The sequence below is a fragment of the Butyrivibrio sp. INlla18 genome, assembly GCF_900103635.1.
GTDB lineage: Bacteria > Bacillota > Clostridia > Lachnospirales > Lachnospiraceae > Butyrivibrio.
In genome coordinates, this window is sequence record NZ_FMXK01000018.1 from 1 (window position 1) to 12462 (window position 12462).

General features: G+C 33.7%; 10 protein-coding genes and 1 pseudogene. 3 read left to right on the forward strand and 8 right to left on the reverse strand.

Annotated elements, in window-relative coordinates; translation table 11 throughout:
• Positions 1–313 precede the first annotated feature (313 nt).
• From BLS24_RS12500 to BLS24_RS12525, 5 genes and pseudogenes are all read right to left on the reverse strand, one after another.
• Positions 314–781: pseudogene (locus tag BLS24_RS12500) on the reverse strand (GTP-binding protein); the annotation flags it as partial.
• Between the two features lie 69 nt (positions 782–850).
• Positions 851–2044 carry a nickel pincer cofactor biosynthesis protein LarC gene (gene larC / locus BLS24_RS12505; protein WP_091759700.1) on the reverse strand — a complete coding sequence of 398 codons (1194 nt, stop codon included), beginning with the start codon at positions 2042–2044 and terminating at the stop codon, positions 851–853.
• A 39-nt stretch (positions 2045–2083) separates the two neighbouring features.
• Positions 2084–2425, reverse strand: coding sequence for a hydrogenase maturation nickel metallochaperone HypA/HybF (locus BLS24_RS12510; protein WP_091759703.1), 342 nt, complete (start codon positions 2423–2425; stop codon positions 2084–2086).
• 313 nt (positions 2426–2738) lie between these two features.
• Positions 2739–4046, reverse strand: a complete 1308-nt coding sequence (locus BLS24_RS12520; RefSeq protein ID WP_091759705.1) for an ATP-binding protein — start codon at positions 4044–4046, stop codon at positions 2739–2741.
• 40 nt (positions 4047–4086) lie between these two features.
• Positions 4087–5253, reverse strand: coding sequence for a replication initiation protein (locus BLS24_RS12525; protein ID WP_091759707.1), 1167 nt, complete (start codon positions 5251–5253; stop codon positions 4087–4089).
• 2745 nt (positions 5254–7998) lie between these two features.
• Between BLS24_RS12525 and BLS24_RS12530 the strand changes: the two genes are divergently transcribed.
• Entirely contained in the window at positions 7999–8826 is an 828-nt protein-coding gene (locus BLS24_RS12530) for a ParA family protein (RefSeq protein ID WP_091759710.1), read from the forward strand.
• On the forward strand, positions 8823–9359 hold the full coding sequence (locus BLS24_RS12535; protein WP_143015184.1) for a hypothetical protein: 537 nt from the start codon (positions 8823–8825) through the stop codon (positions 9357–9359). The genes BLS24_RS12530 and BLS24_RS12535 overlap by 4 nt, the downstream gene beginning before the upstream one ends.
• 52 nt (positions 9360–9411) lie before the next feature.
• Here BLS24_RS12535 and BLS24_RS12540 read toward each other — a convergent pair whose 3' ends face one another.
• The 3 genes from BLS24_RS12540 to BLS24_RS12550 form a co-directional block, all read right to left on the reverse strand.
• Positions 9412–9696, reverse strand: a complete 285-nt coding sequence (locus tag BLS24_RS12540; RefSeq protein WP_013282588.1) for an HU family DNA-binding protein — start codon at positions 9694–9696, stop codon at positions 9412–9414.
• Between the two features lie 144 nt (positions 9697–9840).
• The gene (locus tag BLS24_RS12545) at positions 9841–11211 is read right to left on the reverse strand and encodes an MATE family efflux transporter (protein ID WP_242872296.1); all 1371 of its coding nucleotides are present in this window, start codon (positions 11209–11211) and stop codon (positions 9841–9843) included.
• A 51-nt stretch (positions 11212–11262) separates the two neighbouring features.
• Complete coding sequence (locus BLS24_RS12550) at positions 11263–12111, reverse strand: MerR family transcriptional regulator (RefSeq protein WP_091759715.1); 849 nt, start codon at positions 12109–12111, stop codon at positions 11263–11265.
• Positions 12112–12225: 114 nt separating this feature from the next.
• Between BLS24_RS12550 and BLS24_RS12555 the strand changes: the two genes are divergently transcribed.
• On the forward strand, positions 12226–12447 hold the full coding sequence (locus BLS24_RS12555; RefSeq protein WP_091759717.1) for an acyl carrier protein: 222 nt from the start codon (positions 12226–12228) through the stop codon (positions 12445–12447).
• Positions 12448–12462 lie beyond the last annotated feature (15 nt).

Here is a 12462-nt window from a genome sequence, read left to right on the forward strand (position 1 = left end):
ATGGCTTACGCCATTTACATCTGGCCAATAATAAGTAACAACTGAAGACATCTTGAAAGGGCTTCGGCCATTTCAAGGTTCGAGCTATCTACGAGCAAGCTATGTCGGCACAGAGAAATCTGTGATCCACGCCGCTAGACGGTAGAGCTCACGGCGGACCATTGACCTGTTGGTAACCAATCCACGTATATCAGAGTGGCCAATGCCGGGAACTGATACTCCGAGGCTCTTTCAAGATGCCTTCAGAAACAATTAAATACATTTGTAGTGATTCCTGTCATTTTTTACTTGACAGGAGGTCATTACATATCAGCTTGCTAAGGAAGATCGTACCTGCACTTGCTGCCTCAGACATTAGTAAATACCTAGACTCTCTTGTTATGTCTTTTTCTAGCTTTGAATCCACAATTGCAATAACGTTATCTATCTCATACCATCTATCTAATGGCTCCTCATATAAAACATCAAAAAATTCATCAAGATCAAATATTCCTGAAGGCTCTATTATTACTCTGTCATATCCATTCATCCCCATGGCAATAAGCTTTGTTTTTAATCTTCTTTGGTGTGCCTCACGTCCATCTCCGCCAACTATCATCTCCAAATTGCATTTTTCACCCGCAATATCCTGGAGAATTACCATGTCGACATTTATAGCTCCAAAATCATTTTCAATTATGCAGATTCTTTCGCCCTTATCTAATAGATACCTAGCATATTTCTTCAAAAAAGTCGTTTTTCCTGCGCCTAAAAATCCAGTTATAAGATCAATCTTTATCATTTTCATACCTCATTTGAATCTGGCCAATAGTCCTTTCATTAAAAAAGGCCGCAGCAATCGGCCTTTTTATCACTTAGCAATATCTTTTTTTATTTCCAATAACGATTTTCCTGATTTTTTTGCAGCCTGTACTAAATCATCATATTCAGGCTTTACCCTATCTACTCCATAGCCGTATGATCTCTTTACTCTAATTTCTCCATATGGAGTATCATTCTTCTTTACCTCTCTTGCCAAAACATACCTGTTGCAGACACTTTCACGTATTCCTATCGTTGTAGTGTTCTTAAATATTTCCGCCACAACTTTATCTCTATCTTGGCTTCTGCACATACAAGTTAGCAGTATCCCTGGTCTGTTCTTTTTCATCCCTATAGCTGTTGTAAACACATCCAGTGCCCCTACTTCAAAAAACCTATCCATAGCAAATCCGATTTCTTCCGGAGTCATATCATCTATATTGCAGGATAGTTCAAGCACCTGGTCCTTGTCTTCTTCGGTTTCTCCTAAGATAGTTCTTACACAGTTTACCTGTTCAAATTCTTTTTTCCCCATTCCATAGCCAATTTTACTAACTTTCATAACAGGTTGCACACCGCTATCCGTGGCAAAATACTTAACTAGAGCTGCTCCTGTTGGAGTACATAATTCTGTTTTTATTGTCTCGCTTTCATAATATGGAATACCTGCTAAAAGAACTGCTGTAGCTGGCGTTGGTACTGGTAAAATACCATGTGCTGCCTTAACCGTTCCACTTCCAACATTGATCGGTGAAACAATGATTCTATCTACAGACAGACAGTGTATAAGATAGCATGCAGCAGTAATATCTGCGATTGCATCTAAGTTTCCTACTTCATGAAAGTGAATCTCTGGCACAGCGACGCCGTGCACCTTGCTTTCAGCTTCTGCAAGAAGCTTATATACTTCTTTTATGTCTTTTTTTACATCTCTATCTATAGATAAGCCTTCGATAATCTGCTCAATATCCGAAAGGTGCCTATGATGGTGAGAATGTGCCTTAGAATCATGTTTATGATCATCCAATAGCTCTCCTTCTTCTTGACCATGAACCATCACCCTCATATGCTTACCCTTGATGCCTGCTTTGTTAGAATCTTCAAGAACATAATCCACATGAGGAATCCCCAACTTATTTAGTTCATTTACCATTTTGCTAGCATCGTCATAAAGGTCAATGAGAGCTGCCGTCAGCATATCTCCAGCAATTCCCATCTTGCATTCTATATACAAACTCTTCATAAGCGCCTCCGCTTATATAACATATATTCTTGATATATGTTATATATCTTCTATAATAATATTCTTAAGTGTTACACCCTTGCCTTCAATAATGTGCGCCTTTCTTCCACCGCAATGTGTACAGAGATATCGGTTTTCACTAGTTGGATAATATTCCTTGCCACATTCTTCGCATAATGCTTTTACTGGTACTTCTTCGCATACAAGTTCGGCCCCTTCTAAACGGGTTCCCTTTACTACATCAGGATAATACTTATACATATAATACGGCATTACACCGCTTGTTTTTCCTATTTGTACTACAATACTCTTTATCTTTACGCTTGCATCTTCCTTGACAACGTCCAATGCCATTTCAACCATTCTGGTTATATAGCTCATTTCATGCATATCTCTTACCTACATATTTTTATTAAAAATTTTAAAGGATTTTATTGATTATATATTTTTTTCTAGCATAATTAAATATATAGGAGGATATTATGGCTCACAATATCGAGAAAACATGTGTAGGATGCGGCAGAACCTTTATAGCACGAAATAGTAGCGCCCCTTTTTGCTGTAAGGCATGTAAAAAGAGGTATTCCTATCACTATACTTTTAAATGCAGTGAATGTCGTAATGCTTCTTGTGAAGTACGAAACAATTCTCTTAAAGGATGTGCTCCTAACTGTCCTAATTTAAAATGGGATCCTTAAGTATTTGCGCCAGCAAGATAATTAATAAATTGCTGCGCGCATCTTCCCGATATCCCTCCATGGTTTAATTCCCATTTATCTGCTTCAGCAAGGAGTCTTGATTCTTCAAGATCTATTCCACTCCTTTTGGCTAGTACCTTTACTATGTCGTAAAATTCCTGTCTAGACGGTTTGTAATACCCAATTGTCACACCAAATCTATTTGCAAGCGACAATTTTTCTTCCATGGTATCTGATCTATGAATATCTCCATCCTGTTCAACATCTCTTCTATCTTTCCAGGTCTCTTTTATCAGATGTCGTCTATTTGATGTTGCATAGATCAAGATATTGTCAGGTCTTGTTTCGACTCCGCCCTCAATGACAGCCTTCAAAAACTTATAATCTGACTCATCTTCTTCAAAGGATAGATCATCCATGTAAATTATAAATTTGTAATTTCTGTTTTTTATCTGTGAAATAAGCTGCGAAAGCAGTTTGAACTGATGCTTATAGATTTCAATCATCCTAAGACCATCACCATAGTATTCGTTTACAATAGCTTTTATACTTGTTGACTTTCCTGTTCCACTATCGCCAAATAATAGCACATTGTTTGCTTTTTTACCTTCAATAAAGGCCTTTGTGTTCGCTATAAGCTTTTTCTTTTGTATTTCATAACCTACGAGGTCATTTAGGACCACTTTGTCCATGTTATTTATTGGAGCAAATCCTACAGTTTCGTCATTTCTTTCTCTGATCCTGAAAGCTTTATTCAGACCAAATTCACCTACGCCTATATTTTTATAAAAAGACGTGATCACATTAAAAAATTCTTCATCAGACGAAGCGTTCTCTAGAGCTTTACTTAATTCTCTTACTTTCTCGCTTACGTTACCGTTATACATAAGCTCAGGTTTATCTATAGCCTTATAATTAGTCAAACAACTAAAGCAATCTATTCCAAGTTTTTCTTCGATTTCAGCAAAGTCGTAATCAAATAAACTTCTAAACTCATGGAAATCATTGAGCGCAAAATGATTAACACTGCCATCTTTACTTCCAACCTTCTCGCAGCACAAGCTAAAAGGATTTTCATCCATGACCAATAAATATGCGAGGTAGTTATGCCAGAGATTATTATCAAAAGCATTATCTGTTCCAAGCACTAAAAGACGCTTTACTTGTTTATACGTTCTCGATATGAGGTCTTCTTTGTTATAGTTCCCACTATGCAAATCTTCAAAAACCTCTGCTAGCTGCATTAGAATTGTATCCTTTGGACGATCTCCATAAATTAAGAGCTTTGACACAATCTTTTCCATGTTATACCTCGCATTTTACATATATGTTATATAACATATATTAGTTATCTAGTAATTGCTTTTCAAGTTCCTCGAAGTCGTAATCTGTCTTCTGTTCAAAATTATTAAATTTATTCTTAGCTTTCAAAGGTTTAGATTTGCTATTATAATACTCGTTTTTAATGCATTCTTTCATAAATGCGATTGGAACATCCACATCGTTACTATAATTTTGCATGTACTCATAAGCTTTTCTTATCTTTTCAAAATCATAGGACGCAGCTTCAGCAATTTCCCTGATTTCTTTTATCTTAAAAGTGCTATGCATAAGCTCAATAAGATCATCCAATACTTCATCCTTATTGATCTTCACTTCTTTCTCAACTTCTTTACCATTAACATCCTTTTTATCAACATAAAAACGAATACCTACAGTTTTTCTGCCACTCTTGATAGGATCATAGTCTACTATAAGACTAGTCTTCTTGTTTAGTTCTTCTTTGGCTTTTGCAAGTACATTTCTATTAAAGATTTTGTACTCTTTATATTTTGTTTGTCCTGTTTTTTCAACCAGTTCCTCTAACTTGGCATAGTCAGGATGCTTCTTTTCAAGTTCGGTTTTTATTTTGTTATCTCCACCGGAATTGATAATTCCAAGTTCAAACTTAAGATCTATCAAATTGTAGTCACAAACTTGCTCGCCTGATTGCTTTGTAATTGCCTTTCTGTAATCATATGCAGATTTAAGCATTTCATAAAGGCGCAAAGAATAGACACTCTTTAAACTAAGTGTGTCTGCTAAGCTAAGTACTGTGTAATCCTTTTGTAAATTGACGATCTTATCTGTGAGGGAGTTATTGTACCTTAGAGTAAGCGTTCCATTTTTAAAAGATGCATCTGTAACTACCTGGTGAACTTCAATCTTGCCGTTTTCCTTATCTTTCATCAGAAGATTCCAGTCAAATATAGTTGCACCCTTTATCTGCTTGTCACAAAGTGCCTCGATATGCTCGTATAGAGAACCTGATGATGACTTAAACATCTTTCTTAGCTCGGTTCCATAAATGGTTGCTACAACGTTATTAGTATCATCAACTGTAATATTCTGCATCCCTATAGCAAAAAGCTTTTGGCTAAGAGCTGTACCCTTGCCCATGGCATTTATAAGTTCATTAGACTTCTTATATGTATGTCTAACTATAAGTTGCTCACGATTTTCTTCTTTCATTGTTCCCCCATATTTTCTTCAATCTGCAAATATTCTTCCTTTTTTGTACACCTTTATATATATGAAAACTTCCCTTTTATTTCACCTTTACAAAATGTAGCCAAAATTCTATTCCCTTTTTATAAACCTTTTCTTATATTATATTCCTTTTTTTGTCACCTTCAAGTAAATTTTCGCTAGATTTAGCGGTTTTGTCAACGTTTTGGTACAATAATTAGTTGACTGTTGTGGTTAATTTTTCCGTTCCCTATTTATGCACCTTTAGAGCCCGTCATTCCCCTTTAGTATACCTTTGACTCATTTGCATTGACCACCACGGTCGTTTTTATTCCCTTTTCTGTCACTTTTATTATTAACATTTCCATAAATTATATTTTCTAAGCGTCATTTTTCATCTCTATACTTTTTCTTTTCTGCCCTATTAGACTATTCGATGATCTGATTAGATAATTTGTTGCTGCATAATAGACTTTATTCACATTCTTGTAATCTCTAACAAATATATGCGGTGTTCTTGTAGTATCATTCTTTATACATTCTTATTTACTAATTCTGTGGTAATCCCTTTTTGTTTATATCTATTCCCTTTTTAGTCACCTTTAAATTATTATCCAATTTATAAGGCCTAAGTACTTAGGTTTTCAGCTCTTTTAAAAATGTAATACTATTCTTCCCTTTTTGTTCACCTTACAATTCCCTTTTTAGTCACCTAAAGAAACACCTGCCCCAGAAGCCTTGAATTTACTGGCTTTATGGAACAGGTGTCCTGATTATAAATTAAAATGCTTAATTCCCTTTTTAGTCACTTTACAACCTTTTTTTGATGCTTTTTGTTCCCTTTCTGTACACTTTTCTTATATTTTTCAGAATCCCTTTTCTGTCACTTAACCATCCAGAAATATTTACCTTTTAATCCCTTTTATAGCACATTATAATCCCTTTTTTGTCACTTTAAATCTTGTAATACCTCATATTATCTAGCTTTATAGGTATAATTAATTAATAAACAATTGTTGTAATTAATTAATTTAACTAACAAACACTCTGGTTGTTTAATAAAAGATTTGATCTTGTTATTTAAAGCTTTAAAGCAAAATAAATATAAATATATCTATATCTTCTTTGTATTTTAATTATCAAATCTTTTTAATTTCTAACATTTTTTCTTATATTTTAATTGAAATATTTTGTTATTTTATTTTTTAACAAATAAAAAACGTATATATTATTTATATTAATTTTAGTTTTAATATAAATATATATATACGTTTCTTACATAGTATTTTAATATATTGTTTTGTATTTTATCATTTCAGACTTTATTTATTTCTTGTTTTTTCTATTTAGCGCAACTAACGTTTGTTATTTATTTCGTGAACATATTAACTATAATGATTATATGTTGTATAAAATCTATTATTCTTTTCAGTCAATTATTTTTATTGTTTGGTCATTTTTTCTATAAAATATCTATTGTTGTTATTTCTTGAATTAATTATGCTATTTCTTTCAGTATTTTTGCGTACTTATTTGCTATATAAAACCCCTTGATATTTGCCTGTTTTTTACTTATTGCAAGTCTAATTGCATTCTATGTTTATTTCCTTGCAATATATTTAGAGAATGCTGTTTTATGAAGGTTTATTATACTTGGTTAACTTGCATCTTTTTGATTTCTTTTTTTATCCTTTTTTTATTTATGCTTCATGATTTTTAATTGTTTATTTATGTGTTTCTGTTTATTGATGATATATGAAAAATTAAATATGTTCGTTTTGATTAATTTCTATACGTATATTGATTAAAATTAATGTAACTATTCTTTTGGTCCAGCGATTCTTCCTTTTTCCTTGGCTTAGGATCTAGATCCTACATTTTCGTGTTTAAGAGCTGTTTTTCTTATGTATATTTTATTGATAATATTTAAATTACATACTTATTATAGCATATTTAATATATATGTATCAAGTAGTATATATTGCTTATATTTTATATAATTCATATTGATGGCATATCAACTATATAGCGTCTATTATATATTTGATATATCTAACAAATATTACTTAAATTATATAGATAACAAATACACCATAAATAATATATATAACATATATATAATATTCTGCGCATATATGTTATCTATTAAGCATGATGATAAGTATAATAAATTAAATAAGTTATATAACAGATATAAAATAGTGAACGTAAATAGTTTATATACCTATATAGAAAATATATCATATATTTGATATATAACAATAATAACATATATTATAGATCTTATTTGGACCAAAATGCGATGCAAAAAAGAACGAGAAAAGGATATCAATTATATATGTTATATAACGATGTACAAATTAAGGCACTGCCAAGGCTTAGCGCAAGCGGAAAGTTAGGAAACATAAATTCCTGAGAATAATATATAATGTGATTTGATAATGTGTTATATAACATATATAAATACATTAATGGCGTGATTTTATTTGTAAATGAATGTTGTACAAACATTATAGATAACATAAAGAAGTGATATAAGTTATATAACATGCAAAAATATATTTATAGGTGAGAGATATATAACAAATATATAATCGATAACAGATATAGGAGATAGAACAAAAATAAAAGATATAACATATAAAGTGGATATAAACCATATTATATATTGAAATTGAATATAAATAGAATTATAATAACTAAAGACCAAATATGTTATATAACTGATATATGTTATAGGGAGGAAATATGCGAATAGTAGCATTTAGCAATCAGAAGGGTGGAGTAGCTAAAACTACATCAAGCTATGCAATGGCTGTTGGATTATCCAGAAGAGGATATAAAGTATTAGTAGTAGACGCAGATCCACAGGAAAACTTATCAATGACTGCTGGAATTGACTTAAATGAGATCGATCCCGATCCAGAAGATATCGAGCTTCTTACAGAAGAGCAACAGGAATACTTTTATAGAAATGTACCTGCTAAACTATTTGAAGTAATGGCAGGTCAGAAGGATATAAACAAAGCAATTATCCCAATAGCTGAGAATCTGGACCTTATCGTAGGTGGAATTGATCTAGCATCAGCTGATATGAATTTTGGAATGGTTGGAAGAGAACGTCTTATCAAAGAAGCATTTACAAAGCTAAAAAAGGAATATGATTTCTGCATCTTTGACTGCAGCCCTGCGCTAGGTGTAGTACTTATGAATATCTTAACAGTAGCTGATGAAGTTATCATTCCGCTTGAACCAGGTGCTTATTCTTTGCAGGGACTTTCAAGATTATATAAATTTATTGGCCAGATTCATGATTTTACTAATGATAAAGTAAAGGTTGACGGAATCCTTGTTACAAAAGTAAGAAATACAGCAAACGCCAAAATATGGATAAATGATATAGAGGAAAAAGCAGCGATTCTCGGAACTAAGGTGTTCAAATCTAAGATAAGACTTAATGTTTCTGTTGAAGAGGCACAGACTATGAAGATGGATCTATTTGAATATTCAGGTGGTTCTAGTGCAGCGAGAGATTACGATGATTTCATTGATGAATTCTTAGAGGAGGGTAAATGATGGCTAGTAAAGCAAGCATGTTAAAATCTGGAGTAAAAAAGACTGGAACAGGACTTTTTGCTGGGATGAGCCCGATCAACGATGAAAAGAATAACGTCAAATCAAAAGCGGTAGTCCAAAAAGTTGAAGAAATAGTAGAAGAAACACCAATTCCTGAGCCTATAGTAGAGACAAAGGAAGAACCAGTCAAAAAGGTAGTAGAACAAAAGACAGTTCAACCTCAGAACATTCAGCAATATGAAGAGCCTGTTCAAAGAGTTGCCCGTGAATATATTGAAAAACAGGTAGAAGAAGCCCCACTTCCAGTTGCTAAAAACGTAGAATCTAAGGCTAAGAATAGTAGATATGAAAAAGAAAAGTTCCTTTTGCTTGATATAAGAGGCTATAGAGATTATGTAGAACATATGGCTAAAGCAGCTAATACATCAGCCACTAAGTACATAAGAGAACTGATCGAAAACGATATGAAGCAAAATATGGATATCTACATTGCACATAAGCAATTAGAAGAAAGATTAAAAGAAAGAAAATAAATAAAAGCAATAAAAACGGTGGTCGTAAGACCACCGTTTAATATTTCTAAAATTATTTCTTCTTGCCGTTAACAGCATCCTTAAGAGCCTTACCAGCTTTGAACTTAGGAACTGTAGCTGCAGGAATCTTGATAGCTGCACCAGTCTGAGGATTCTTACCTGTTCTAGCTGCTCTCTTAGCAGTCTCGAATGTACCAAATCCAACAAGCTGAACCTTACCCTTTTTCTTAAGCTCCTTAGAAACAGCTTCTGTGAAAGCCTTTACAGCCTTCTCTGAATCCTTCTTTGAAAGACCAGTTTCCTTTGCAATAGCATCAACAAGTTCTGTCTTATTCATGGTATAATACCTCCCTCAAATTGAGTATTTTCACTACTAGAATAAATTTTAAACCCATTTTATGCACATTACAAGTACATAATAGCGAAAAAGTGCCAAAAATTATGATGTTTTTTAGTGCACTATTATGAAATAACGAGTATATTACAGCGTTGAAACAGTTTGCTTGTAAAGTTTCCTGAAAAATATGGTAGATAACGCAAGTGATGCAAGTTCAGCAATAGGAAATGCAAGCCAAACAAGATCAAGAATTCCAGTTTGTGAGAGCAGCCATGCAACAGGGATTAGTACAACGAGCTGACGACCTACTGACACTATAAGAGAATAGAAACTATGCGCAAAAGCCTGGAATATCGAACCCATAGCAATGCAAATACCTGCAAGAGGGAATGATAAGCAGATTATCCTAAGTGCAGGTACGCCAATCTGTATCATATCTTCAGAAGCATTAAACAAGTTAAGTAAAAGCTCAGGAACACTAAGGAATACAAATGTTCCAAAAACCATAATAGAAACAGCAAGAGTAAGAGCGAACTTTAAAGCTTCAGAAATACGCTGTTTATTACGTGCTCCATAGTTGTATGCAAGGACTGGAATAAGTCCATTATTTAAACCAAATACTGGCATAAAGAAGAAGCTTTGTAACTTAAAATAAACTCCAAATACAGCGGTTGCAGTTGATGAGAATGTACCAAGAATGCGATTCATCAGGTAAGTCATGACTGAACCAATAGACATCATAAGTATAGAAGGAACACCAACAAAGTAGATGTCTTTTACTGTATTGATATCAAGATGGAGAATCTTTTTAATAGAAAAGCAGATCTCTTTGTTAAATTTAAGGTTACAGAACAAACCGATACAAGAACCGATTATCTGACCAAGAATTGTAGCATAAGCGGCTCCTGCAATGCCAAGAGCAGGGAAAGGACCTATTCCGAAAATGAGGAGCGGATCAAAAATGATATTGATGATTGCTCCAGTACCTTGTGAGATCATGCTGTATATAGTCTTTCCAGTTGATTGAAGTAATCTTTCAAAAGTCAGCTGGAAGAATAACGCAATTGAGCAACAGTTGATAATTCTAAGATATGTTACGCCATAAGAGGCGATAACATCTGAGGTTGTCTGAGAATGAATAAATCTCTCTACAAAAAATATTCCAATTAAAAGAAACAGCAGATAATTAAAAAATGTAAGTAGAATACCGTTGTTCGCTGCTAGGTCGGATTTTTCATAGTTCTTTTCGCCAAGAGATCTAGAAAGAAGAGCATTGATACCAACGCCAGTACCTGACCCAAGAGCAATCATGAGATTCTGCATTGGAAAGGCAAGTGTAACAGCGGTAAGAGCATCCTGACCAGCGGTAGCGGTTTCTCCGACAATCTGAGAAACGAAGATACTATCTACCACGTTATATAAAGCCTGTACAAGCATAGAGATCATCATAGGCAAAGACATAGAGATGATCAGTTGTTTTACGGGCATAACACCCATTTTGTTTTCTTTATTCATAAGTAAATCCTCTTTAAAAAATTAAATTGCATACGGCATATGAGTATAACATTACTTTACGCATATGAAAAGGTACTTGTAATATGTATGATTTTTCTCTTGATCGTAAAGATTAATGAGACTGATAGAGAAAAGATCAGAACATGCGGTTAGTTTGTTTCTTTTTATATAGGAAACAATCTTCCTATAGGTCTTTTCAATATCCGGGGCATTATGGTCATGATAACATAAAACCGCTTTGGTACCAGGAAGCGGGAAAGTACCGACATTATCAGCAGGTAAGAAAGATAAACTTATAATTTTATCGTAAACGTATTTTTTATTGATCAGGTCCTCGTAAGTAATGGTGACACCTGAAGGAAAAGCAGATAATGTATCGCTTTCGGCTGCTTTGGCAAGATGAACGGAAATGTCTGAGGCTATATCAGCGGTATGAAAAGAACTATTCTTGTCAGCAATCTTTGTTTCTGCAACGCTCATGGCAGGAAGAGAGTCCATAAAAGGAACTCCAGGCTTGTGAGCTTCAAATTTCCCAAGTACCCACATTCCTAGATGTAGAGAACTGATCTTTTTATTAATAAGATAAAGTTCCTGTTGCATGGAAAGAATCTTGGAATTCACTAATTTAACGATGCCATCTTTAGTTGAATTATGAATGATATCACTTATTTCTTTAATTGAGCACCCTGCTTGTCGCATGGTGCTAATAAAGTAAAAAGAGCTGATCTGAGATGCGGAATAGTAGTGATATCCATTATCTGGGTCTACCCATGGAACAATAATGTTCTGTTCATAATAATATCTCAAAGTATCTCTTGTGGTGCCACATAGTTTTGCGAACTGGCTCACGGTAAGTGAATATTCCATTTCTTTGTTTTCAAAATTATTAAATGTAGTCATATAATTCCTCAAAAAATCGACAAAAAAAGTATTGACCTGGGGGTAAGCCCCAAGATTATTGTATCAAAGAATTCAAATTGTACAACCCGATAGAACGGGAGAAGGAGAACGAAAATGAAAGACGTAAAGGGAACAATTATCAAAATAATCGCAGAATATCTCGACAAGGAAGAAGCAGAGATTTCTTCAACAGCAACATTTTCAGAAATCGGACTTGACTCATTGGACATTATGGAGCTTGTTATGCAGATGCAGGAAGAACTTGACTGCAAGATCGAACTTTCACAAGAAATTACAACAATTGATAAACTAGTAGAACTTATTGAGAAACAGTGATTTTGGAGGAAGTTT

Excerpts from the sequence above, each read along its gene's own strand:
- larC (WP_091759700.1), bottom strand. The coding sequence starts at position 2,044 with ATGAAGAGTTTGTATATAGAATGCAAGATGGGAATTGCTGGAGATATG.
- BLS24_RS12535 (WP_143015184.1), top strand. The coding sequence starts at position 8,823 with ATGATGGCTAGTAAAGCAAGCATGTTAAAATCTGGAGTAAAAAAGACT.
- BLS24_RS12520 (WP_091759705.1), bottom strand. The coding sequence starts at position 4,046 with ATGGAAAAGATTGTGTCAAAGCTCTTAATTTATGGAGATCGTCCAAAG.
- BLS24_RS12540 (WP_013282588.1), bottom strand. The coding sequence starts at position 9,696 with ATGAATAAGACAGAACTTGTTGATGCTATTGCAAAGGAAACTGGTCTT.
- BLS24_RS12525 (WP_091759707.1), bottom strand. The coding sequence starts at position 5,253 with ATGAAAGAAGAAAATCGTGAGCAACTTATAGTTAGACATACATATAAG.
- BLS24_RS12530 (WP_091759710.1), top strand. The coding sequence starts at position 7,999 with ATGCGAATAGTAGCATTTAGCAATCAGAAGGGTGGAGTAGCTAAAACT.
- BLS24_RS12510 (WP_091759703.1), bottom strand. The coding sequence starts at position 2,425 with ATGAGCTATATAACCAGAATGGTTGAAATGGCATTGGACGTTGTCAAG.
- BLS24_RS12555 (WP_091759717.1), top strand. The coding sequence starts at position 12,226 with ATGAAAGACGTAAAGGGAACAATTATCAAAATAATCGCAGAATATCTC.
- BLS24_RS12550 (WP_091759715.1), bottom strand. The coding sequence starts at position 12,111 with ATGACTACATTTAATAATTTTGAAAACAAAGAAATGGAATATTCACTT.
- BLS24_RS12545 (WP_242872296.1), bottom strand. The coding sequence starts at position 11,211 with ATGAATAAAGAAAACAAAATGGGTGTTATGCCCGTAAAACAACTGATC.